The 23,339-nt window shown below is 63.8% G+C and carries 17 protein-coding genes; 11 read left to right on the top strand and 6 right to left on the bottom strand.

The window, feature by feature from the left end; genetic code table 11:
• The first annotated feature begins 1 nt into the window (after position 1).
• The 4 genes from DND132_RS07970 (at position 2) to DND132_RS07985 (ending at position 4,850) form a co-directional block, all read left to right on the top strand.
• A complete protein-coding gene (locus DND132_RS07970; RefSeq protein WP_014322207.1) occupies positions 2 to 982 on the top strand; it encodes an ABC transporter substrate-binding protein in 981 nt (326 codons plus the stop codon).
• Positions 979 to 2,913: a SpoIIE family protein phosphatase gene (locus tag DND132_RS07975; RefSeq protein WP_014322208.1), complete on the top strand. Its 1,935-nt coding sequence runs from the start codon at positions 979 to 981 to the stop codon at positions 2,911 to 2,913. Before DND132_RS07970 ends, DND132_RS07975 begins: the two co-directional genes overlap by 4 nt.
• Before the next feature lie 204 nt (positions 2,914 to 3,117).
• Positions 3,118 to 3,426 (top strand): phage regulatory CII family protein, encoded by a 309-nt coding sequence (locus DND132_RS07980; RefSeq protein ID WP_014322209.1) that lies wholly within the window; start codon positions 3,118 to 3,120, stop codon positions 3,424 to 3,426.
• 158 nt (positions 3,427 to 3,584) lie between these two features.
• Positions 3,585 to 4,850 (top strand): class II fructose-bisphosphate aldolase, encoded by a 1,266-nt coding sequence (locus tag DND132_RS07985; RefSeq protein WP_014322210.1) that lies wholly within the window; start codon positions 3,585 to 3,587, stop codon positions 4,848 to 4,850.
• Positions 4,851 to 5,098: 248 nt separating this feature from the next.
• On the opposite strand, the gene ychF is transcribed toward DND132_RS07985, so the two are convergent.
• From ychF to DND132_RS08000, 3 genes are all read right to left on the bottom strand, one after another.
• Complete coding sequence (ychF, locus tag DND132_RS07990) at positions 5,099 to 6,196, bottom strand: redox-regulated ATPase YchF (protein ID WP_014322211.1); 1,098 nt, start codon at positions 6,194 to 6,196, stop codon at positions 5,099 to 5,101.
• Between the two features lie 298 nt (positions 6,197 to 6,494).
• The gene (locus DND132_RS07995; protein WP_014322212.1) at positions 6,495 to 7,226 is read right to left on the bottom strand and encodes a sulfite exporter TauE/SafE family protein; all 732 of its coding nucleotides are present in this window, start codon (positions 7,224 to 7,226) and stop codon (positions 6,495 to 6,497) included.
• A gap of 147 nt (positions 7,227 to 7,373) precedes the next feature.
• Entirely contained in the window at positions 7,374 to 7,943 is a 570-nt protein-coding gene (locus DND132_RS08000; RefSeq protein ID WP_014322213.1) for a DUF4125 family protein, read from the bottom strand.
• A 417-nt stretch (positions 7,944 to 8,360) separates the two neighbouring features.
• Here DND132_RS08000 and DND132_RS08005 point away from each other — a divergent pair, with 417 nt between their 5' ends.
• The 7 genes from DND132_RS08005 to DND132_RS08030 all read left to right on the top strand — a co-directional run bounded on the left by DND132_RS08005 (position 8,361) and on the right by DND132_RS08030 (position 16,762).
• Complete coding sequence (locus DND132_RS08005) at positions 8,361 to 9,857, top strand: APC family permease (protein ID WP_014322214.1); 1,497 nt, start codon at positions 8,361 to 8,363, stop codon at positions 9,855 to 9,857.
• 63 nt (positions 9,858 to 9,920) lie between these two features.
• Positions 9,921 to 10,835, top strand: coding sequence for a DMT family transporter (locus DND132_RS08010; RefSeq protein WP_014322215.1), 915 nt, complete (start codon positions 9,921 to 9,923; stop codon positions 10,833 to 10,835).
• Between the two features lie 107 nt (positions 10,836 to 10,942).
• Positions 10,943 to 12,355 carry a sigma-54 interaction domain-containing protein gene (locus DND132_RS08015; RefSeq protein ID WP_148266963.1) on the top strand — a complete coding sequence of 471 codons (1,413 nt, stop codon included), beginning with the start codon at positions 10,943 to 10,945 and terminating at the stop codon, positions 12,353 to 12,355.
• A gap of 300 nt (positions 12,356 to 12,655) precedes the next feature.
• The gene (locus DND132_RS08020; protein WP_050814013.1) at positions 12,656 to 15,100 is read left to right on the top strand and encodes a glycyl radical protein; all 2,445 of its coding nucleotides are present in this window, start codon (positions 12,656 to 12,658) and stop codon (positions 15,098 to 15,100) included.
• 84 nt (positions 15,101 to 15,184) lie between these two features.
• Positions 15,185 to 16,081: a glycyl-radical enzyme activating protein gene (locus DND132_RS08025; RefSeq protein WP_014322218.1), complete on the top strand. Its 897-nt coding sequence runs from the start codon at positions 15,185 to 15,187 to the stop codon at positions 16,079 to 16,081.
• Between the two features lie 23 nt (positions 16,082 to 16,104).
• Complete coding sequence (locus tag DND132_RS18195; protein ID WP_014322219.1) at positions 16,105 to 16,401, top strand: ErpA-related iron-sulfur cluster insertion protein; 297 nt, start codon at positions 16,105 to 16,107, stop codon at positions 16,399 to 16,401.
• 64 nt (positions 16,402 to 16,465) lie between these two features.
• Positions 16,466 to 16,762: an ErpA-related iron-sulfur cluster insertion protein gene (locus DND132_RS08030; protein ID WP_014322220.1), complete on the top strand. Its 297-nt coding sequence runs from the start codon at positions 16,466 to 16,468 to the stop codon at positions 16,760 to 16,762.
• A 706-nt stretch (positions 16,763 to 17,468) separates the two neighbouring features.
• Here the strand turns inward: DND132_RS08030 and DND132_RS08040 are convergent.
• The 3 genes from DND132_RS08040 to DND132_RS08050 are packed head-to-tail and all read right to left on the bottom strand — an operon-like array spanning position 17,469 to position 23,305.
• Positions 17,469 to 20,651, bottom strand: a complete 3,183-nt coding sequence (locus DND132_RS08040) for an HAD-IA family hydrolase (protein WP_014322221.1) — start codon at positions 20,649 to 20,651, stop codon at positions 17,469 to 17,471.
• A gap of 39 nt (positions 20,652 to 20,690) precedes the next feature.
• Positions 20,691 to 21,887, bottom strand: a complete 1,197-nt coding sequence (locus DND132_RS08045) for a hypothetical protein (protein WP_014322222.1) — start codon at positions 21,885 to 21,887, stop codon at positions 20,691 to 20,693.
• An 11-nt stretch (positions 21,888 to 21,898) separates the two neighbouring features.
• Positions 21,899 to 23,305, bottom strand: a complete 1,407-nt coding sequence (locus DND132_RS08050) for a DUF4139 domain-containing protein (RefSeq protein WP_014322223.1) — start codon at positions 23,303 to 23,305, stop codon at positions 21,899 to 21,901.
• Between the last annotated feature and the right edge of the window lie 34 nt (positions 23,306 to 23,339).

The raw sequence follows: 23,339 nt of genomic DNA on the forward strand, positions 1-23,339 counted from the left end.
CATGCGCAGCGCCTTTCCGAAACCGTCCGCCGTCCCAACCCTGGCCCTGGCCCTGTGCCTCGTATTCCTGCTCCCTGGCCCGGCCCGGGCCCTGGAAAAGGCGTCCCTGGTCCTGCAATGGCTGCCCCAGGCCCAGTTCGCGGGCTACTTCGTGGCCCTGGACAAGGGGTTCTACGCCGAGGAGGGCATCGACCTGACCATCCGGCCCGGCGGACCGGACATCCTGGCCAGCGAACAGCTGGAGGACGGCAGGGCGGACTTCGCCACCCTGTTCCTGACCACCGGGCTCGAACGGCACGAGTCCCTGCCCCTGGTCAACATAGCCCAGATCGTCCAGCACTCCGCGCTCATGCTCATCGCCAGGACCTCGTCCGGCATCAAGACCTTCCACGACCTGGACGGCCGGAAGGTCGGCCTGTGGGCCAACGAATTCCAGATCCAGCCCCGGGCCCTGTTCCGGCGCGAGAACATCCACGTGACCGTGGTCCCGCAGACCTCGTCCCTGGACCTGTTCATGCGCGGCGGCGTGGCCGCCTGTTCGGGCATGTGGTACAACGAATACCACACCTTGCTGACCTACGGCCTGGATGAAACGGACCTCCAGCCCCTGTTCTTCACCGACGCTGGCCTGAATTTTCCCGAGGACGGCATCTACTGCCTGGACAAGACCGCCCGCGAGCGGCCCGAGGTCTGTGCAGGGCTGGTCCGGGCCACCCTCAAGGGCTGGCGCTGGGCCTTCGAGCACAAGGACGAGGCCCTGGACATCGTGCTCCGGCACATGGAGGCGGCCAGGGTCCCGGCCGGACGGGCGCACCAGCGCTGGATGCTCGAACGCATGGAGGACGTGACCATGCCCGAAGGCGTGCCCATGGGCGTGCTGCGCCGAGAGGACTACGAACGGGTGGTCCGGGCCCTGACCGAAACCAGGTTCGTGGACCATCCGCCGAGCTACGAGGACTTCTACAAGGGGGAGGCGCAGTGAAACGGTACCCCATCGCCTTCAAGCTGACCTTCCTGATCCTGTCCTGCGCCCTGGTCATCGTGGCCGCCATCGTGGCCTACAACTACGTCTCCTCCAGGGCCATCATCCTGCGTCAGGCCGAGGACAACTCCCGGCTGCTCGTGGCCGGGACCGCCGGGCGCATCGACTCGGTCCTGTCCGGGGTGCAGAAGGTGGCCGAAAACGTGGCCTTCTCCCTGGAGGACGCCACCCTGACCAAACAGGAGATCCTCGACCTCAACCGGCGGGTCCTGGCCAACAACCCCGAGATCTACGGCATGGCCATCGCCTTCGAGCCGTACTTCCTGCAACACGACAAGCTCTACTTCGCGCCCTACCACTACCGCTCGGGCGGACGCATCGGCTTCACCATGCTCGGCGACGCCAAGTACCGCTATTTCTACATGGACTGGTACCAGATTCCCAAGGAACTGGGCCGCAGCGCCTGGACCGAGCCGTACTTCGACGAGGGGGGCGGCGGCGTGCCCATGGCCACCTACTCCGTGCCCTTCTACCGCACCGTGGACGGCAGGGCCGTGTTCGCGGGCGTGGTCACGGCGGACATCTCCCTGAGCTGGCTGCAACAGCTGGTCGGCTCCGTGCGCCTGTACGACTCGGGCTACGCCTTCCTCCTGTCCCGGCACGGCACCTTCATCACCCACCCGGACAAGGCCCTGGTCATGAACCAGACCATCTTCTCCCTGGCCGAGGAGCGCGGCTCGAACGAGCTGCGCGAGCTGGGCCAGCGCATGCTCTCGGGCGAGGCCGCCTTCACCCCGGTGGGCACGCTCCTCGCGCCCACGGAGAGCTACATGTTCAACGACCGGCTCAAGTATGCCGGCTGGTCGCTGGGCGTGGTCTTCCCCCGCGACGAGATGCTGGCCGACGTCTTCCGCCTGTCCCGGTCCATGGTCGTCATCGGCGCGGTGGGCTTCGTGCTCCTGGTCCTGGTCACCGTGGGCATCGCCCGTCGCATCACCCACCCCCTGCGCGAGCTGTCGGCGTCCGCCCGGGAGATCGCCTCGGGCAACCTGGACCTCATGCTCCCGGACAAGCGGGCCAACGACGAGGTCGGCGACCTGGCCGATTCCTTCAAGTACATGAAGACCTCCCTCAAGGAGTTCATCCACGATCTGACCGCCACCACGGCGGCCAAGGAGCGCATCGAGTCCGAACTGCGCATCGCCCGCGAGATCCAGATGGGCATCCTGCCAAAGCTCTTTCCGGCCTTCCCGGACCGCCGCGAATTCGAGGTCTTCGCCTCCATCGAGCCCGCCAAGGAGGTGGGGGGCGACCTGTACGATTTCTTCTTCGTGGACGAGACCCACTTCTGCTTCCTGGTGGGCGACGTGTCCGGCAAGGGCGTGCCCGCCGCCTTCTTCATGGCCGTGACCAAGACCCTGCTCAAGGTCGTGTCCGAACGCGGCCTGGACCCCGGCGAGATTCTGACCAGGGTCAACGCCGACCTGTCCTCGGAAAACGAATCGTGCATGTTCGTGACCCTGTTCCTGGCCATCCTGGACATCGAGACCGGCGAGACCCGCTACGCCAACGCGGGGCACAACCCGCCCATCTTCCTGCCCTGCGGCGGCGAGCCCGAACTCGTCCCGCCCCTGGGCGAGCCCGTGGCGGGCATCATGGAGGGCATGCGCTACTCCACCAGGACCATGACCTTCAAGCCGGGCGACCTGCTGTTCGTCTACACCGACGGCGTGACCGAGGCCATGAACCCGGACAGCGAGCTGTTCGGCGAAGAGCGCCTGACCCGCCTGCTGGCCGGGGAGAGCGAGCCCTTCGCCCCCAAGCTGGTCAAGGACGTGGGCGCGGCCATCCACGACTTCGCGCGCGGCGCGGAACAGTCCGACGACATCACCATGCTGGCCATGCAGTTCATGGGCAAGTGCACGCCGTGACCACCCACAGGGGATAAAACCCGCCGTGCCGTGGTGAATTAGGCCAACAACTCGAAAAATCACCCCTTTCCGCCCCACAAACCGGCTTCAAGCCTGCGTTGCGGTCGTTTTTTCCCCCACTTTTCCAAATTTCGTTGACGAAAAAGGAAAAAACGGGCTAACTTCTCGTACTAGGCAGAATATCCAACATGTGGGGGGCCAACCATGTTCGAAAAAAATCTGACCAAGAAAATGCAGGACATCGTTCTGGAAGGACGCATCTCGGCCAAGGAGGTGTCCCGAGTGATCAAGAAGCCGTATTCCACGCTGCTCCGGGAGCTGAACCCGTTCGACGCCCACGCCAAACTCGGGGCCGAGACCATGTTCGACATCCTCAAGGCGACGCACAACATCTCGATCCTCGAATTCATGGCCAGGGAGCTGGGCTACACCCTCAGGCCGCTCGACGCCATCCGGCCCGCCGGACAGGGCGCCAGGCACCGCCGCGTCCGCGAACAGGAAACGACCATGTGACCGGCCGCATCCCGCAGGCCGACACACTGCCCGGGACGTGCGCGTCATGCCCGGGCAGTGGTGCGTGCGGAACCTGCCCGGCGCCCCTTTCATTTTGACTTTGCCCAATGATTGGTTTCTACTGTCCAAAGCAATCCAACGCTCCAAGGAGGAAGGGCATGTCCCAAGATACATTCAAAAAAGCACTCGCCGTCGGCCGTCCGCCGAACGTCGTCAGAAATTTCCCCAACTCGCAGGCGCTCATCGTCAGCGGCAAGGTCATCGACCGCGCCATGCTGGCCAAGGGCCAGTGCATGACCATCGCGGCCAACGGCCGGAACATCTTCGTCATCGAAGGCGCGCTCATGGCCGCCCAGAAGGCCAACGCCGCCATCATCATCGAGATCGCCCGCTCCGAGTCCACCTACTGCCCGACCACCCTGTGGAACGTGGCCCGGCGCGTGGACTACCTGTGCAACAAGCTCGGCATCACCGTGCCCGTGGCCGTGCACGCCGATCACTACTTCATGAAGAAGTGGGACGACGTGGCCGAGGCCAAGGCCGAAATCCCGTCCGTGTTCGACTCCGGCGTGACCTCCATCGCCATCGACGCCTCGCACATGACCGACGACCTCAACCTGCTCGGCAACCTGGCCGTGTCCCCGACCATCCCGTCCTGGGCGGGCTACGAGACCGAGATCGGCGAGATCAAGGGCGAGTTCGGCCTGTCCAGCCCGGTGGAGGCCAAGTACCTCATCCAGGGCCTCAACGCCCACGGCCTGTGCCCGGACTGGATCGCCCTGAACAACGGCACCACCCACGGCATCGAGGCCTCGGGCGAAGGCATCCAGGTGGACCTGACCGCCGAAATCCACAAGGCCCTCAAGCCCTACGGCACCTCCGGCGCCCAGCATGGCACCTCGGGCAACGACTCCGCCCGCCTGCGCGAAATCGCCGCCAGGACCGCCACCACCAAGGCCAACGTGGCCACCGCCCTGCAGATGATCTCCTGGGGCGTCAAGGTCAACGACTTCGGCAACGCCATCATGGACGGCGACAAGTTCGCCAAGGTCCCGGGCCAGGGCGTGGAAGACGCCCTCTGGGACGAGATGGTCGCCTACGCCGACGCCAACAACATCAAGGGCGGCAACTACAAGAAACTCAACCTCGTCTTCGAACGCCGCTGGCTCGGACAGAGCGAAACCGTGCGCAACCGCATGGCCGGAGCCGTCGAAGACTTCGTCTACGACCTGCTGGTCAACGTGTTCAACGCCAAGGACACCGCGCCCCTGGCCTGCGACCTGATCCTCAAGGCGGGCTCCTACGACCTCGGCCCCAAGGCCGAACAGTTCGAGGACCCGGCCGAATGGACCGAGGAAAAGATCAAGGCCAAGGCCGCCGCCATGGACACCGACAAGGGCCCCCAGGGCCACTTCGACGACTAACCGCCGTCCGCGTGACAAACAAATAAAATCCCGCCCGTACACCCGGGCGGGATTTTTTGTTGCCTCCGGCGGCCGGGGGAAGGGGAGGAAAAACCCTTTGAAAAGGGTTCTTTCCTCCCCTTCCCCGGACCCCCATCCCCTTCTTTTCCTAAACTTTTTATCGCAGCTTCGCGGATGGTGCGGGATCGGGAGATGTCCTTTCCTATCGGGAGTTCGGGGACGCGGCTCCCGCCCCTTCTCCCCGCGACCTAGACGTTGAACAGGAAGTGGACCACGTCGCCGTCCTTCATGACGTACTCCTTGCCTTCCACGCGGAGCACGCCTTCGCCGCGGCATTTGGCCTCGGAGCCGTGCTTGACGAAGTTGTCGTAGGCGATGACCTCGGCCCGGATGAAGCCGCGCTCGAAGTCCGTGTGGATGACGCCCGCCGCGCGCGGGGCCTTGTCGCCGTCGTGGATGGTCCAGGCGCGGACCTCCTTTTCCCCGGCGGTGAAATAGCTGATCAGCCCGAGGGTGTGGAACCCGGTGCGGATGATCTGGTCCAGGCCGGACTCGGTGATGCCGTAGGACTCCAGGAACTCCCGGTAGTCCTCGTCCTCGAGCCCCACCAGTTCCTCTTCCATGCGCGCGGATATCCTGACGAACTCCGCGCCGCGCTTCTCGGCCAGGCCGCGCACGGCCCGGATGTAGTCGTTGTCCTCGGTCAGCCCGTCCTCGTCCACGTTGGCGCAGTAGATGACGTTCTTGGCCGTGATCAGGCGCAGTTCATTGAGCAGGTCGGGCAGCGCCTTGGAATCGCTTTGGAAGGTGGCCGCCGGATGGGCCTGGTCCAGATGGGCCATGAGCTGCTTGGCCACCTCGATCTTCGGGGCCAGCCCCTTGTCGCCCTTGAGCATCTTCTCCATGCGCTCGATGCGGTTCTCCAGCACCTGCACGTCCGCCAGGATCAGCTCGGTCTCGATCACTTCGATGTCCCGCAACGGGTCCACGGAATTGGCCACGTGGATCACGTCGTCATCGTCGAAACAACGGACCACGTGCAGAATGGCCTGGGTCTCGCGGATGTTGGCCAGAAACTTGTTGCCCAGCCCCTCGCCCTTGCTCGCCCCGGCCACCAGCCCGGCGATGTCCACAAAATCCACGGTGGAATTGACCACCCGCTGCGGATTGACCAGACCGGCCAGCACGTCCAGCCGGATGTCCGGCACCGGCACCACCGCCTTGTTCGGCTCGATGGTGCAAAACGCATAGTTCGCGCTCTCCGCGTTCTGGGCCTTGGTCAACGCATTGAACAACGTGGACTTGCCCACGTTGGGCAGACCGACAATTCCTATACTCAGCGACATGAAAACTCCCCGAAAAAAAAAGATTGCCGGAACGACTCCTCCCGGCGCGGACCTCTCCTTACCCGTCTTCACGCCCTGAGGCAAGGCCGGGGAATGGCAGACCTCCGGCGGTTCCTTCGGGGGGACCTGGGCGCTGCCCTGGACCCGCCGGAGAACCCTTTGAAACGGGTCCTCCGGACTCTCCCAGACTTTTCGGGTACCTTCCGGAGACGTGCGGACGCGCGATGACGGCGGGTTGAACGGAGAGGGAAGGAGGCGCAATCCTCAACACGCGGGGAGTACGGACCGGTATGCGCGTTTATAGAAACGCGTGGGCCAGACAGACCAGGGCGGCGGCGACGATAATGAGTTGGAGAATCCTTCGGAACGCATTGACATTGATCCTTTTCACGAGGGGAAAGGCGCACAGCGAGCCCAGCATGGTGGGAGGAAAGCCGTAGAGGGCATAGTGAAGAATATCCGGCGTATAATAGCCGGAATACGCCTGCAGGCCGCAGGTTATGGCCCCGCGCACGATGAAGAAGACGCCCAATGTGCCCAGGAACTCGCGCGGCTCCCATCCGGCATACAGCCCGTAGGCGCCGACAGGTGGACCATCGAAGGAAATGGACGTCCCCAGCAACCCGGACAGGAATCCCGCCGCACCACCGGCCTTCCAGGAATCCCCGCCAACCCGGCGCACGTGGAAGAAGTGCTGCCAGCACACGAAAAACACCAACAATATGCCAACGGACGCCTGCAAGATGTTTCCGGGAAGCAGCAACAAAACGAACAGCCCCGCCACGGACCCTGGCACGGCTCCCGCGAGCATGGGCAACAGGGCCGATACGCGGCAAAAACGAAAATGCATGAGCATGATCGAGCCGTCCATGGCCATGTTGAGGATGCAGCTGAGCACGATGACGTCCTGAATGGGAAGGAAAAGCGCGGCGATGGGCACGGCGAACATGGCGCCGCCGATACCGCTCGCGCCCGAGATGAACCCGCCCGCGAACCACGCGCTCATAACCACGATGACATTAGTATCCATGCACTTTCTCTCTCGTCTCTGCATCCGACCGGGAAATGCGCTCCTCTCCCGAGTCGGCGACAATTTCGGATGTCCCCCGAAGACGAAACCGCCTCCGGCCGGACAACGCCTGCGGCGCGGTTGTGAACCGGATCCGTCCGGGTGCGATCAGCCGCGAGCCCCGGCGTTTCCAGCTTCCCGGATGGCGGCCTCGCGTTGCGCCAGGGAGCCGAAGTCGAGTTTGCGCATCAGCAGCTCATAGCGCTCCATGGCAAGATTCCGATCTTCGCGCCGTGCGGCCGCAACACAGTCCGCATAGGCGGCGATGGTGGCCGAGGAATAGGTTTGCAGTTCCGCAAACAGATAACGGCGAAAGGCGTCGCCGCCATCCGGCGCTACGACGTGGGGGAAGTCGGAGGCCACGGCGTCGCGCCAAGCGCTCTCCGTGCGCGCGATGTCGGAAATGCGGGGATCGGGGTTGAAGGGCGTGATCTGGCCCTCCATCACCGCGTATTTCTCGGTCATGAAATTTCGGCCCTCCGCTTCGCCGCGCCGCAGGTCCTGCGCATAGCTCTCCACAAAGGCGTCGGAAAGCACGGCGTGGGTGATCTCGCGCATGAGCCGGAAAGCCTCCGGCCTCTCCTGGCAGTCGGCGCGGCCGCCTCGATTGTGAACCCTCTGGAACATACCCAGTTCCCACTCGACCACTTCCGCCAATAGATCCATGCGTGTCACCATGCCCGGCTCCTTCTTGTTGCTCCAATGAGTGCAGCCGGGTATGCAAGGCCGGGGCCGATATCGTGCGATTCATCAAAAAATCATTTATTTAAGTCAATTACATCAACGTGGAGACGAAAGTGCAAGACGGTTCCATGCGCAGCCATCAAGAAAAATTTGCATTCGGGAAAAAATCTATCCGAAAAGAAGATTTTTTTTCTTTTGGAGGATGATTACTAAGACAATTTTCTATTATTATCTCTATATATCGATAGGTTATGCTCGTGTTTGTTCTCTGGCACATGCGTTGCAAATTTCAGCGCAGTCGTGACGTCCACGCCCGACTCCCGCAATCGCCCGGCCTTTCCGGACGCGGGAGTGCGGAAAAGGACTTGTGGGGAACACACCATTTACCTAATCGAGGAGGTTAGGAGAGCTATGTCCACGGAAACCCAGTTAGCAAGAACGCTTACTCCAATTCAGGTCTGCGCACTCGCGCTCGGCTCCATCGTCGGGTGGGGCTGTTTCGTACTCCCAGGCGACGTTTTCCTGCCCAACGCCGGCCCCATGGGCACTCTGATCGGTTTTGCGGTCGGCGCATTTCTGATTAGCTTTGTGGCCATCGCCTACAGCTACATGATCAAATACGCGCCGGTGGCGGGCGGCGAGTTCGCCTGGGCCTACATCGGGTTCGGCCCCACCGCCTCGTTCATCTGCGGCTGGGCGCTCATCATCGGGTACATCGCCATCATCGCCATCAACATTTCGGCCCTGTCCCTGATCTGCCGGTTCCTGATGCCGGGCTTCCTCGAGTTCGGCAGCCTCTACACCCTGGCGGGCTGGAAGGTCTACACCGGCGAGGTCCTCGTCATGAGCATCGCCGTCATCGCCTTCGGGGTCATGAATTATCGCGGCGTCAGCGCCGCCGGCAAGCTGCAGGTGGTCCTGGCCTTCATGCTCACCTTCGGCATCCTCTCGCTGTTCTTCGGCGTCAACGCGCTGGAGACCGCCCACGTCTCGAACCTGACCCCGCTTTTTGCCGAGGGCAAGTCCCCGTTCACCTGCGTCCTCATCGTCTTCGCCATCTCTCCCTTCCTTTTCGTCGGATTCGACACCGTGCCCCAGACGGCCGAGGAATTCGCCTTCAATCCCTCGAAGTCGCGCAACATCATGCTCATCGCCATCCTCGTGGGCATGGTCCTGTATAGCCTGGTGACGCTGTCCGTCGGCCTCGCCATTCCCTATCCCGACATGATCAAGCAGATGGCGGCCGAGAAGATGGCCGGCGGCACGGCCTGGGCCACCGCCGCGGCGGCCAACATGGCCTTCGGCAAGCTCGGCTCCGCCATTCTCGCCTGCGCCGTGCTGGGCGCGGTCTGCACCGGCATCAACGGCTTCTACGTCGCCTCCACCCGCCTGCTGCTCGCCATGGCGCGCAGCAAGATTCTGCCCTCCTGGTTCGGCGACATCCACCCGAAGTTCCACACCCCGTACAAGGCCATCATATTCACGATCATCATCGTGCTCCTGACCCCGTACGCCGGTCGCTCCGCCGTCGGCTGGACCGTGGACATGAGCGCCGTGGGCACGGCCGTGGGCTACCTGTTCACCTGCCTGGCCGCCTACCGCATGCTGTGGCATGTCAACGAGGCGGGCGCCAGACTGAAGCGATTCTACTGCACGGTTGGCGCACTGACCTCCATCCTGTGCCTGCTCCTGCTCTGCATCCCGGGTTCGCCCGCAGCCATCGCCGAAGCGCCGGCGTGGTGCCTGGTCGTCTGGGTCGCGATGGGCATCAGCTTCTACTTCTCCAGCCGCAAGGTCTGGTCGCAAATGCCCGAGCCGGAACTTCGGCGGGATATCCTCGGAACGGAAGATATCAAGGTGTTCTTCAAGGGGGCCAAAAACCCCGAGATCGCCGTCCCCGCCGACTAGCCCCTATCGGCCATCCCCCCCGCCCCACCCGGCGGGGGGGCCAGGCCGATTGCCGGAACACTCATGTTGCGGAAATCCATCCATGCGGGCGGGCCGCTGCTCATCCTCTCCGGCGCGCTCTGTTTCAGCACCACGGGCTTCGCCTCCGCGCTGGTGGTCGCCGACGGAGCCTCCGTGCTCGCCGTCGGCGCCGTACGCATGCTGATCGGCGGCGCGGCACTGGCAGCCTGGTGCGCCTGGCGGGGCATCCTGCCGAAACGAGGCAGCTGGAGCGCGCGGGACCTGCTGCCGCCCACCCTTGCCCTGGCCGCCTATCAACTGCTTTTCTTCAAGGGAACGAATACGGCGGGCGTGGCCCTGGGCACGGTGATGAGCATCGGCATCTCGCCCATCGCCGTCGCCGTACTGAACTGGATCGTCAACGCGGAAAGACCGGCGCGAGCGTGGTATCCGGCCACCATCGTCGCCCTGTTCGGCCTGGTGCTCCTGAACTGGACGGACGGCTCGCCGGACCGGCTTCGCTCCCTGCTGCCTTCCATCGGGGCCGGGTTCGCGTACGCCGTCTACGTGGTTTTCAGCAAGCCATTGCTGCGCTACGCCCCGGAAACCGGCATCATGGAGGTTTGTCTGCTGTGCGGCCTCTGCCTTTCGCCGTTTCTCTTCCTGTCGCCCATGCGCTGGCTGGCCTCGGGCACGGGCATTGCCGTTGCGCTGGACCTCGGCTTGGTCACGGCCGCTCTCGCGTTCACGCTCATGCTCGGCGGGCTCCGCACCACTCCGGCTCCGACGGCCGCCACCCTGGGACTGGCCGAACCGCTCTGCGCCGCGCTGCTCGGCTTCCTTTGCCTGAACGAGGCGGTCACGCCGCATGCGGTCGTCGGCATCGCCTGTCTCATGGGAGGAGCCCTGATCCTCTCTGTCTGGCCATCTCCTTGCAATTCGTTGAACAATCGGCCAAAAATCCATAACCGGACGTGAGAAGCGAATGGAGAGAATGAACGATGAAGGACTTCGACATAGGCACACTGCGTAACGTCAGCCGAAAAATCGTTTTGACACCAGAAATGCAGGCCCTATGGGAATCCATGGCCGTAGGGGTAGCCGTGGTCAACGCCCAGGGCGTCTGCGAATACATGAACTCCATACAGCGCCGCACGGATGGGTTCACCCACATCAACGTAGTGGGCCAACACATCACGAACCTCTATCTCCCCCACGAACGCGATCTCATTCCGACCATGGAGTGCCTCCAGAAGAAGGCCCCCCTGCTGAAACGCGCCTACTGGTACAAGACCACGAACAACTATCTGGCCAGCACGGTCACCGATTTTTTCCCTCTCTTCGACAACGGCGAAATAGACGGCTGCATCGCGTTCATCATCTGGCTCGGCCCCACCCTGATCAATGGCAAACGGGACAGATGCAAGGCCCCGGCCTTTTCCGGCCATACCTCCGGCCTCTATACCTTTGACAGCATCGTGGGCCGCAACGCGCAGCTGCTTGACGTCATCCATGCGGCCAAGGCCGCCGCGAAGACCTCGGCATCGGTCATGATCTGGGGAGAATCGGGTGTGGGCAAGGAGGTTTTCGCCCAAGGCATCCACTCCGAAAGCGAGCGAAGCGGCAAGCCGTTCATCCCCGTCAACTGCGCGGCCATTCCGGAGAACCTGCTGGAAGGCATTCTGTTCGGCACCGTCAAGGGAGCCTATACCGACGCCACGGACAAGGCCGGCCTTTTCGAAAAGGCCGACGGCGGCACCCTCCTGCTCGACGAGCTGAACTCCATGCCCCTGACCCTGCAGACCAAGCTGTTGCGGGTTCTGCAGGAAAAACGCGTCTGCCGCCTCGGCTCCTATTCGGAGATTCCGGTGGATGTCCGCATCGTCAGCGTGCTGAACGAGCCGCCCCTGGCCGCCGTGGAGCGCGGCATCCTGCGCCTCGATCTCTTCTACCGGCTGGCCGTGGTCGGTCTGGAGATTCCGCCCCTGCGCGAGCGCAAGGACGACATCCCCATCCTGGCCCACTCCTTCGTCGAGGTCTCGGATCTGCGCGCCGATCACAAGTCGATCCGTTTCTCGGACGACGTGTTCCAGCAATTCCTGGAATACAGCTGGCCGGGCAACATCCGCGAGTTGGCGCACGTCATCGAATGCTGTCTGGTCATGCTCGGTTCCGCGGACGTCATCACCGACTCGTGTCTGCCGCCGCACTTCCGGAAGGCGCACATGCATGCGGAACACGCTGCCGCACCGGCGGCCTCCACCGCGTCCGTTCCGGTCGAAGCGAGCGCCGTCAGGTCCTATTTCGACTACGCCGAGGTGCAGCGCGGCGAGGTCGTCCCCCTCAAGCAATGTCTGAACGACTATGAGCGCCACTGCATCCAGAACGTGCTGCGCGTGACCGGCGGCAACGTCGCCAAGGCCGCCCGCATCTTCCGGATGACGGCGGCTGGCCTTCGGTACCGCATCAAGACGCTCGACATCTCCGACGGCTACTGAGCCGCCTTCGCCGACACCACCGACCCGCCCCGGCGGCCGGGCGAAAGGAATCTTTTCTAAAAGAAAGATTTCCTCCTAATCGCAAAGAGATATTGCTCTCCCTCATCGGGGTTTTCTCTAAAATAGTCCCAAAAATCAAGGATGTTAAGCAAAACACCCGACTGGCACGCCTTGTGCTACCCGGCAAGGTATTCGCCCCATTTGCGGCGTAAATGTACAAAACCCAAACCGGGAGAAATCGCTATGACGCAAATCGAGTCCAACAACTCCAAGAAGCAGGCCATAGATGCAGTGGCGAGCATGCCTTTCGACATGACAAAGGTGGCCACAGGCCCCACGGCGTACAAGATCAACTGGGAGACGATTAACGCGAGGTTCAAGGAATACAAGGACTTTTTAATGGAAGCGCCTCAGGTGATGGACCCGGAGCGCCTCCAGTTCCTGCACGATGTATACACCGAGTACAACGGTGAGCCCGTTGTATACATCCGCGCCAGGCTGCTTGAGCGGGTGCTGACCCAGAAGAAGATTTTTCTCGACGGCAACCCCATCGTCGGCACCCTCACGGGCACGCGTTGCGGCGTCTATCCCTATCCGGAGTGGAACGTCCAGTGGATCAAGGACGAGATGCAGATGGCCAAGATGACGTCTCTTGGCGAAATGAAGATTCCCCGGGAGACCGAGGACCTGCTGAAGCAGACCTACAAGGAATGGAAGGGACGCACCTGCATCGACCTGAACAACAAGATGTTCAAGGATATGTTCGGGTTCGATTCGCACCCCTACCACAAGGCCGGCATGTTCTACGAGAACGTCAGCGTGGCCAGCGGCTCCGGCATCGCCGACTACCCCAAGGTCCTGAACCACGGCATGCGCGCCGTTCTCGACGACCTGAAGGAGCGCCTGCGCAATTGTCCCACCACGCTGGCGGACAAGGAGCGTTTCGACCTCTACCGTTCCATGATCGTGGTCTGCGAGGCCGTCATCGCCCATTCGCACCGCTACGCCGAACTGGTGGAAAATGCCGCCGCCGAGGAGACCGACCCCAAGAACAAGGCCGAACTCCTGGAGATCGCGGAGATCTGCCGCCGCGTGCCCGAATTCCCGGCCCGCAACTTCCGCGAGGCCATCCAGTCCTTCTGGTTCATGCACGTGTGCATCGAGACCGAGCAGATGGCCTGCGCCACCTCGCCCGGCCGTTTCGGCCAGTACATGTATCCCTTCTACAAGAAGGACATCGAAGAGGGTAAGCTGAACCGTGAGCAGGTCGTGGCCCTGCTGAAGCTGCAATGGATCAAGCACATGGAGCTGGCCGAGTACCAGGGCGGCTCCTACGCCAAGACCCTTTCCGGCCACACCGGCCAGACCATGACCATCGGCGGCCTGGACAAGGACGGACGCGACGCCAGCACCGAACTCGAGGTGTTGCTGCTCGAGACCCAGATCCAAGCGCGCGGCATCCAGCCGACCCTGACCCTGCTCTATCATCCGAAGCTGTCCGAGTCCTACATGGGCAAGGTCGTGCAGTGCATCCGCGGCGGCTCGGGCCAGCCCCAGATCCTCAACAACACCGCCGTGATCGAGCGCACCCTGGCCCGTTTCGCCCAATACAAGGACGGCATCACCCTGGAGGACGCCCGCAACTGCGGCAACTACGGCTGCGTATCCACCGGCATCTGCGGCAAGGGCAGCTTCATCACCCAGGAGGACCAGCCCTGTCTCGCCAAGATCATAGAAATGGTGATGTACAACGGCAAGGACCCGCGGACCAAGAAGCAACTGGGCGTGGAGACCGGCGACATCACCTCGTTCCAGAGCTTCGATGAGCTGTACGACGCCTACAAGTGCCAGTTGAAGCACCTCTTCACCGTCTCGCGCAAGCATTCCGACCTGTCGCAGATGGCCCGCCTCCAGGTGGTTCCCAGCGTGCTGCGCTCGGTGATGTACGACGGCTGCATCGAAAAGGGCATGTGCGAGGAGGCCGGGGGAACCCGCTATCCGCAGGTCAACCCGATCATGACCGCCGGTATCGACGCGGCGAACTCGCTGCTGGCCATCAAGCACCTCGTCTTCGACACCAGAAAGATCACCATGGAGCAGCTCATGACGGCCATCAAGGCCAACTTCGAGGGATACGAGGACATCCGCAAGATGTGCTACGACGCGCCCAAGCACGGCAACGACTATCCGGAGATCGAGGAATTCGTGCAGCAGTACTACCACGACGTGGACGAAATCCACAATTCCATCGGCCCCGATTGTTTCGGCTACCGCACTCCGCTCGACGCCTACTCCCTGTCGTACCACAACTACTTCGGCGCGCTCATGGGAGCGCTTCCGACCGGCCGCAAGGCGGGTGTCGCCCTCACCGACGGCTCGGTCTCGGCCATGCCCGGCACGGACCACGAGGGCATAACCGCCCTGATCAAGGCCGGCGCGACGGCCATCGACACCGTCCGCTACGGCGCGAACCACTTCAACGTCAAGCTGGTCCCCGCCGCCCTTGAAGGCCCGGCCGGCACGCGTCTGCTGAGCTCGCTGCTCAAGACATACTGTGATCTCGGCGGCTCGCACATCCAGTTCAACGTGGTAACGTCCGCCACCCTGAAGAAGGCTCAGGAGGTCCCCCAGGAATACAAGGATCTCGTGGTCCGAGTGGCGGGCTTCAGCGCCTACTTCACCCGTTTGGACAAGGGCGTCCAGGATGAAATCGTGAAGCGTACCGAATACTCGCAGGCCTGTTAGGGCTCCACTACCTCAGGGGGTGCGCCGCCCCCAACCTCCCGGCGGCGCACCCCCCCTTGATCCACAAACGATCGGGAGCGATCCATGTTGAAAGGAATGGTTTACAACATCCAGCGCATGTCGGTGCAGGACGGACCGGGGCTGCGCACCACCGTCTTTCTGAAAGGCTGCCCGCTGCGCTGCCTCTGGTGCAGCAACCCGGAGTCCCAGGCGTTCACCCCGCAGCTGATGTATTTCGAAAATCTCTGCACGGGATGCGGCGCCTGCGAAACGGCCTGTCCGAACGGAGCCGTGACCCGGCTGCGGAACGGCAAGTTCGGACGCGATCCGGAGCAATGCACGGACTGCGGCGCCTGTGCGTCCGTGTGCCCCAGCGGCGCGCGCGACATGTCGGGCAGGCCGATGACCGTCGAGGAGGTCATGCAGGTCGTTCGCAAGGACGGGACGTTCTACCTCAACTCCGGCGGCGGCGTGACCTTCGGCGGCGGAGAACCCACGGCAGGCGGGGATTTCTTCCTCTCCCTGCTCGAACAGGCGCACAACGAGGCCTACCACTGCACGGTGGACACCTGCGGCCAGTGCCCGGAGGACCGCTTCCGGAAAACCATCGAGTTGGCGGACCTGCTGCTCTTCGACTGCAAACATATGGACCCCGCCCGGCACAGGGAACTGACCGGGCAGGACAACACGCTCATCCTGAAGAACCTTCGCAACGCCCTGAGCTCCGACACGCCGGTGCGCATCCGCATGCCGCTCATGCCCGGCCTGAACGATACGGAGGAAAACCTGGCGGCCATGGCCGATTTCCTGGGGGGCTTCGGCCTCCGGGAAGTCGAGGTCATGCCCTGCCACTTTTTCGGCCGCAACAAATATCTCGCCTTGAATCGGGCTCTACCCCTCGTGCGTCAGTACGAACCCGATGAGTTCAAGGCGATCAACGAACGCTTCCTGCGCCACGGCCTCAGGCCGGTCGTCGTGTAGCGGATAAAAAAAACGAGGAACGCATGTTTACCCTGAACGCGGCGGACGCCATTCTCGAAAGGCTCCGCGAGATACTTGAGGACGAGGACGAAGGCGTCTGTGTCCGCCTGCGCGAATACAGCGTCGGCGGTGGATGACACAGCAAGGTCGTGCTTGGTCTAGGCACGGACGAACCCGATGAGGAGGACGACGAACGGATCGACGTGAAGGGCGTCCCGTTCATCGCCGAAAAGGACTTTCTGCTGAATCACGGCGGAAACTACGAATTGACCCTGAACGAAGACCAGCAAATGGTCTTGAACGCGCTCGCGGGAGCGTGACCGGAACCGGCTGCGGCGTCGGCGCGGCAGAGGGCCATCCCCGCAAGCGCGAAAAGGAGAAGACATGTTCACAGTGGATACGACGAAAGAGCTTCTCGAAAAGCTTCGCGCCCTGTTGGCGGAGGAAGACCCGGAGACCTGCGTGCGCCTGCGCGAGTACAATGCCGGATGCGGCTGCAACAGCAAGATCCGGCTCGGCCTGGGGCTGGACGAGCCTGAAGATGAGGACGAACGGATCAGCGTGCGGGAAATCCCGTTTATCGCGGAAAAGGATTTTCTGCTGAAGCACGGCAGATCCTATGCTCTGGCTTTCGACGAAAATAGGGAAACCGTCCTCACCGCGCTGGATGCGTCGGATTAGGCCGAAGCCGCCCGGCGAAGCCGGCCGCATTCCCGCACCGCAATCCGGCGCACCACCAATCCCCCTTCCGATGGCCGGAAGGGGGATTCCCTTTTCCCGCAAACCGAGCCCGGATCAAAAGACAACGTCTTCTTTGCTCAAAACGACCACAACTCGTGCCCGTACCTCAGATGCTTTTTGCCCTGCGCCATCTTTCGGTCCTCTCCAGATCCGCAAACCGGATCGCCCCGGAGACACGTCTTTTCCGGTGATGTCTCCGATTCCTTAAGTCAAAGGCGCCGGTGCGACCAGACTGAGGGGTTGGCCGAGTTGGCGGGCGGTTTCGAGAACGCCGAAAAGAAACAGGGACTGGAAGCGACGGGCGACATGGCCTTGCCGGACTCGCAGGACCTTCGGCGGGACTACCGGCTGGACCGTGCGGACTCGAAGCCGCACGACAAGAGGACCAAACCGACGGCCCGGCGGTTGCCGGACGGCTTCGGCAAGGCCCCGTGTTCCGCGACGAACGGGAACGCCGCAAGGAGGATGAAAAAGTCGCCTGACAGTTTTTCACCCATGCGGTTTACACACGACGACAAGACGGCTTGCGGGCGGCTGCCTGCAACCCGTTGAAAACAAGAAGCAAGACCGGACAGTCACGGATAAGGAACGCGACCATGCCCAAGGCCCTCGACCTTCAGCGGGTCCAGGGCAGCGCCCTGCCCCCCTATCCGCTCTCCCCTCCCCTTGGCCGTCGGGCCTCGATGGTCTTGCCCGGCTTGAGTTCGAAGGGTTGGCCGAAGATTTCCACGGGCACGATCTTGTCGCCCTGGTGGAAGGCGGTCATGTTGACGCGGTCCTGTTCGACGACGAGGTCGAACCAGATGGACCGCCAGATGAAGGACAGACGCATTTCGCCCCAGTGTACGGGCGGGTCCGGGTCGATGCGCATGGGCGTGGCGGACAGGTTGAGCCCGGCGTAGTCCTGTTTGAGGACTTCGAGGGTCCCGGCCATGACGCCGGTGTGGATGCCTTCCACGGTGGTGCCGCCCTGGGTGTCGTAGATATCGGACTGCATGGCCTCCATGAACCAGTCCCAGGAGACGTTGCTCGGGTAGATGTACCGGGCGATGACGGCGTGGACGACCTTGGACAGGGTGGAGCCGTGGCTGGTCCGCTTTTCGTAGAAGTCGTAGTTGTCCTTGAGCAGCTTGAGGGGGTCGGGCACGTCGTGGCCGAGCTTGCGCAGGATGCGGGCCACCTCGTCGGGTTCGAGGATGTACCAGGTCATCAGGGTGTCGGCCTGCTTGGCGACCTTGTAGTTGTCGGGCGAGTCGCCTTCGGCCTTGAGGATGCGGTCCATGCGGTGGATGGAGTAGAAGCGCTGGCGGTAGGAATCCCAGTCCAGCTCGGGCAGGTCCATGTAGCCGTCGAACTGGCTGATGATGCCGTCCTCGGAGACGATGACGTTGAGCCTGGTGGTCATATCCCGCCACTTGGCGACCTCCTCGTCGGTCAGGCCGATGTGCGCGGTGATCTGCTTCTTCAGGCGGGGCGGCAGGGTTTCGAGCACGGACAGGGCCTTTTCCAGGAGCCAGACGACCATGATGTTGGTGTAGGCGTTGTCGCGCAGGCCGGACTCGTCGGAGCCGGGCAGTTTTTCGTGGAACTCGTCCGGGCCCATGACCCCGTCGATATGGTAGGCGCCGGAGGTTTCGTCGAGGGTGGCGATGTCGCCCCAGAAGCGGGCGATGTCGAGCATCAGCTCCGCGCCGTATTCGCGCAGGAAGGCCTGGTCGCCGGTCCAGGAGACGTAACGCCAGGCGTTGACGAACACGGCGATGGACACGTGCCGCTGGCGGCGGGACAGGTCCGGCCCCCAGGTCTTGGACTCGGGATTGTAGTGGACTTCCTGGGTCTCCTCGCTGCCGTCGTCGGCGGTCTGCCAGGGGAACATGGCCCCCGTATAGTCGTTTTCGCGGGCGTATTCGCGGGCCGCGTCGAGGCGGTTGTAGCGGTACATGAGCAGGGCCTTCGAGATGTCCGGGAAGTTGGCGTCGAAGAAGGGCAGGATGTAGACCTCGTCCCAGAAGATGTGGCCCCGGTAGGCCTCGCCGGACAGGCCACGGGCGGGCATGCCCGCGTCGCGGCCCACGTTGTGCGGGCTGGCCGTGACCAGCAGGTGGTAGACGTGGAGGCGCAGCACGCGCTGGACGAAGCGGTCGCCCTTGACCCGTATGTCCGCCTTTTGCCAGAGGTTTTTCCATGACTTGGCGTGGGGGCCGAAGACGCCCTTGAAGGTCTTCACGCCCTTGAGCCCATCCAGGCACAGGTCGCGCAGGTCGCCGGGTTCGCGATCCAGAGAGGTGCGCACGTGGACGAACTTTTCCAGGCCGTAGCAGTGGTTCTCCTTGACCTGGACGCAGATTTCCTCGGAGACCCTGGCCCGGTCCTGGACTACCTCCTTGCGCACCTCGATGGGCTTGCCGTCCTCGAGCAGGCGGGTCTTGGCGGCCATGACGATCTGGTAGCGCGAGTGGGAGGTCTCCACGTGCAGATAGATGCCGTCGCCCGCCTTGCCGCCGCCCACCCGGTTGAGGTGGCGGGTGTTCAGGCTGGCATAACGGGCCACGCCCTCGTTGCTGACGTTGCCGTCCAGCGAGGAACGGAAAGTCAGCTTGGCGGCGTAGTTAAGCGGGGTGAAGTCGAATTGCAGGGCGAGCAGGTGGGGGTCGGCCATGGAGGCCACGCGCCGGGAGGATATGCGGGTGATGCGGCCCACCTGATCGCGGACCACGAGGTGGCGTTCCATGACCGCCACGCGCATATTCAGGCGGTGGGAATAGCTGAGGATTTCCATGGACAGGGGCGAGACGAACTCGCCGTTGCCGATCTTGAAGGCCACGGGCAGCCAGTTGGGGCAGTTGACCAGGTCGTTGTTCCAGATCTCGCGCCCCTCCACGTCGCTGGGGGTCTTGTTGAAGATGCCCGAGACGTAGGTGCCGGGGTAGAAGTAGTAGGAAGAGCACTCGCACTCGTAGGCCCCGCGCGAGCCTAGGTAGCCGTTGCCCACGCAGGTCAGGGTCTCGCGCAGCTTCTCGTCGCCCGGCTCGAAGCCGTGGTAGGTCAGGAACCATTCGTCCGTGGCCATGCCGGACTCGAACCACTCCATGAGGTCGTCCACGGTGATCTCGCCCAGGTCGGACACGACCATGTCGGCCCCGAACCGCTTCAGCATCTCGCCGCCGATGTTCCGGGCGATGCCGAGCGTCAGGCCGAAGTTGCCCGCGCATCCGGCCTGGACGCCGGACAGGGAGTCCTCGACCACGGCGCACTCGCCGGGATGGAGGCCCATCCTTTCGGCGGCGGCCACGAAGATGTCGGGATCGGGCTTGCCCTTGAGGTCGAGTTCGGCCGAGACCACGCCGTCCACGTGGGCGTCGAACAGGGTGGTCAGCCCGGCCAGCTCCAGAACGAGCATGCCGTTGCGGCTGGAGGTGGCCAGGGCCACGAGCACGCCGTTGCGCTTGAGCTCCCTGACCAGGGCCACGGAGGAGTCGAAGACCTCGGGCCCCTGCTCCTTGAGGATTTCCTGGAAAAGCGCGTTCTTCTTGTTGCCGATGGCGCAGACCGTGTCGTAGCCCGGCGGGTCGTCCGGCTCGCCGGGGGCCAGCCGGATGTTGCGGGACTTGAGGAAGCTGAGCACGCCCTCGAAGCGCGGCTTGCCGTCCACGTAGTTCTGGTAGTCGCTCGTGCGGTCAAAGGGCTCGAACGGGGTGCCGGTCTCCTCGGCCTGGTGCTTGAGAAATTCGTTGAAGGAGGCCTCCCAGGCCTGGGCGTGCACCTTTGCCGTCCGGGTGATGACGCCGTCCAGGTCGAAGACCACGCCCTTGAGTGTGATTGCTGCCACGGATCACTCCTTTGAATGGTTGATTCTCCGGTGTCCGGGTCACAGGGTACCCAGAATGGTCACGAGCATGTCCGGCTCGGGCACGATCAGCGCCGCGTCGGTCAGGCCGGTTACCCGTTCTTCCAACTCCTTGTTTTCGGTTACGAAAATTGTCTTGGTTCCGGGCGACAGCTCCAGGGCCACCCGAAGCATGGGCACGTCCGAGCCGGTGTCGCCGCAGATCAGGTTGCGGCCGCCCGCCATGCCCAGGGAGAGCTCGTCGTTGAGGAACCGGACGCCGTCGCCCTTGTCGAAGTCCTTGAGCCCCTCGCCCGCGGTCTCCACGGTCAGGATGATCTCCACGTCCAGCCCGGTGTCCTCGATGCGGAAGTTCCGCCCCTGCGGGTCCAGCTCGGCCACCAGGGCCTCGAGGGTGGCCAGGAAGGCCCCGGACTCGGCCGCGTCGATGGACCCGCCGATGTCCTGGCGGGCCACGGTGGACTGGCCGAACTTGAATTGCAGGCCCGAACCGATGAGGGTGAACTTCTCGTACTCGGGCCGCTTCGTCAGCAGGGTCAGCCGGGCGTTGAGGGCGTCCATGGCCGCCTGTTTGTCCGGGGTGATGGCCAGCCGCCGGACCCGGCCGTCGCGGTCCAGGCACTCGCGCCCCTTGGAGGCGGCGTAATGGAACGCGCCCTCCGGGTTGACCGAGATTTGGATCAACCCGTCCAGGGGGGCGGAGGTCAGAAGGACCGGGTTTGCCGCGTGGGCGCGGGCGAAGCGGGTCAGGAAGACCGCGTTGTACACGGACTGGACCGAGGTCAGGTAGCGGGCGCAGTAGTTGTTGACCGTGCCGTCACGGTCCGTGACCAGGCAGTCCAGCCGCGCCCCGCGCAGCAGTTCTCGTCCCCGGCCGACGAACTCGTCGAAGCCGGGATGGAAGTCGGCCAGCATGTCCAGGAAGGCGTCCTCACCCTCCTCCAGGTAGAAGAGGTCCTTGCGCGCCTCGTCGATCTCGTAGCCCATGTCCAGGCCGATGGTCCGGCCATGGTCCAGGGCGAGGCGCTTGCGGCCCTCCTCCTCGGGGATTTCCTCCAGGGAGGCCAGCAGGTTGGACAGCGCGGCCGGAATGTCCTCGTCCACGGGTCTGCCGTCGAGCAGCGCTGTCACGGCCCGCCGCCGGACAGCGGCGGAAGCGGCCATGAGCGCGTAGAAATCCTTCAGTGTCTCGGGTGCGACGTGTTCGATTCCGGCCATCGGCCCTCCTTCTAGTATTCGAAACGCACGGTGTATTCGACCACCGTTCCCCCCTTGCCAGCGGAGGGCGCGACGCCCTTCAGGTCGAACTCGATGGTCCCCGCGTCCTCGGCCGTGTACGGCGTGTTCGCGTTGAGTATGGTCCACTGGCCGGACAGGGATTCCAGGAGCTTGACGTCCCTGGGCTCGGACGAGCCGTTGCGCACGGTGATGCGCCAGCCGACCTCGGCGGCGTTCTTGCCGATGCGCTTGAAGCTCGTCTGCGCGCGCTCCACGGTGACGTCGAAGGAGCGGCCGATGACCAGCCGGACCTCCCCGCCCTCGGCCACGTGGCCCAGACGGGCCTCGCCCGCCAGGAGCTTGGCCCCGTCCGACACGGGCATGAACACCCGGACCACGCCCGCGGGCATGGGCATGCCCAGGTTGTTTTCCCTGGTGTTGGTGAAGAGCAGGGCCGACTCCACGGACTGGTCGATCCTGCCGGTGCGCTGGTTGGGGCCGCTGTGGTAGCGGCTGGAGAGCTCGGTCTTCACCGGGACGTTCGCGACCGAGAACAGCCCCACCTGCTTGGAGCCCGAGGCCGGGATGGACACGTACCGGCCCGGATCATAGACGTGGTACTGGGAAAAGGATTCCTCGGCGGCGGGGGCCGGGGCGGCGTCCATGGACGCGGCCTCGGCCATCATGACGTTGCCGCGCGCGAGCATCTTGGGTGCGGCAGCCCGCTGCACGTCCCCGGCGACCAGACGCAGGTCCGCGCCGGTAAAGGCGTGGCCCGAATCGTTGGTCACCGTGGCCCAGGCGTCCAGGTCGCCGCTGCCGCCGGTCTGGTTCACGGTCAGGTTGTAGTCCGCGCGCCAGCCCAGGCCGTCCATGAGATAGCTCAGGGCCACGTTCTTGCGCCCGGCCGTCGCGCTGCGGGTGGTCAGGGTCAGGGTCGGCTCGGCGTCGAGCCCCTTGGGCATCTCGGGCAGGAGCAGGGCCTCGTAGGACCCCACGTAGACCTCATTGCCCATGGCGAAGATGGGCCGGTCCGCATTGGACAGGAGCTTGGCCTTGCGCAGGATGCGCGCGTTGGCGTCGGCCGGGTCGGGCAGGATCACGGACAGCTCCTTGCCCACGTAGGCGTCGAGCAGGTTGGCCGCGGTGATGGGCCGGTAGGCGTACTGGACGTCATCCACGGTCATGTCCGGGGCCGTCGCCCGGATGGAGGACGGGTCGATGGTCGCGGGGATGTCGGTGAAGACCACGGCGGCCGCGCCCTCGGGCAGGGTGACCACGCGGGATTCGGTGACCTGGGCCCGGCCTGAGTTGTACACGGCCAGGACCGATCCGGCGGCCTGGGCGGTCCCGGCGAGGGGAGCGAAAAGGAGCAGGAAGGCGAGCAGCGGGGCAACGAAAACACATGGCCGGTTCATCGGTCCTCCGGGGGTTGGTTCGGGGTGGCGACGT

Origin of the sequence: Pseudodesulfovibrio mercurii, assembly GCF_000189295.2 — a bacterium.
Classification (GTDB): domain Bacteria; phylum Desulfobacterota; class Desulfovibrionia; order Desulfovibrionales; family Desulfovibrionaceae; genus Pseudodesulfovibrio; species Pseudodesulfovibrio mercurii.

Coding starts and splice junctions, on each gene's coding strand:
- DND132_RS07970 (WP_014322207.1), top strand. CDS start 2: ATGCGCAGCGCCTTTCCGAAACCGTCCGCCGTCCCAACCCTGGCCCTG.
- DND132_RS07980 (WP_014322209.1), top strand. CDS start 3,118: ATGTTCGAAAAAAATCTGACCAAGAAAATGCAGGACATCGTTCTGGAA.
- DND132_RS07985 (WP_014322210.1), top strand. CDS start 3,585: ATGTCCCAAGATACATTCAAAAAAGCACTCGCCGTCGGCCGTCCGCCG.
- ychF (WP_014322211.1), bottom strand. CDS start 6,196: ATGTCGCTGAGTATAGGAATTGTCGGTCTGCCCAACGTGGGCAAGTCC.
- DND132_RS07995 (WP_014322212.1), bottom strand. CDS start 7,226: ATGGATACTAATGTCATCGTGGTTATGAGCGCGTGGTTCGCGGGCGGG.
- DND132_RS08000 (WP_014322213.1), bottom strand. CDS start 7,943: ATGGTGACACGCATGGATCTATTGGCGGAAGTGGTCGAGTGGGAACTG.
- DND132_RS08005 (WP_014322214.1), top strand. CDS start 8,361: ATGTCCACGGAAACCCAGTTAGCAAGAACGCTTACTCCAATTCAGGTC.
- DND132_RS08010 (WP_014322215.1), top strand. CDS start 9,921: ATGTTGCGGAAATCCATCCATGCGGGCGGGCCGCTGCTCATCCTCTCC.
- DND132_RS08015 (WP_148266963.1), top strand. CDS start 10,943: ATGGCCGTAGGGGTAGCCGTGGTCAACGCCCAGGGCGTCTGCGAATAC.
- DND132_RS08020 (WP_050814013.1), top strand. CDS start 12,656: ATGCCTTTCGACATGACAAAGGTGGCCACAGGCCCCACGGCGTACAAG.
- DND132_RS08025 (WP_014322218.1), top strand. CDS start 15,185: ATGTTGAAAGGAATGGTTTACAACATCCAGCGCATGTCGGTGCAGGAC.
- DND132_RS08030 (WP_014322220.1), top strand. CDS start 16,466: ATGTTCACAGTGGATACGACGAAAGAGCTTCTCGAAAAGCTTCGCGCC.
- DND132_RS08045 (WP_014322222.1), bottom strand. CDS start 21,887: ATGGCCGGAATCGAACACGTCGCACCCGAGACACTGAAGGATTTCTAC.
- DND132_RS08050 (WP_014322223.1), bottom strand. CDS start 23,305: ATGAACCGGCCATGTGTTTTCGTTGCCCCGCTGCTCGCCTTCCTGCTC.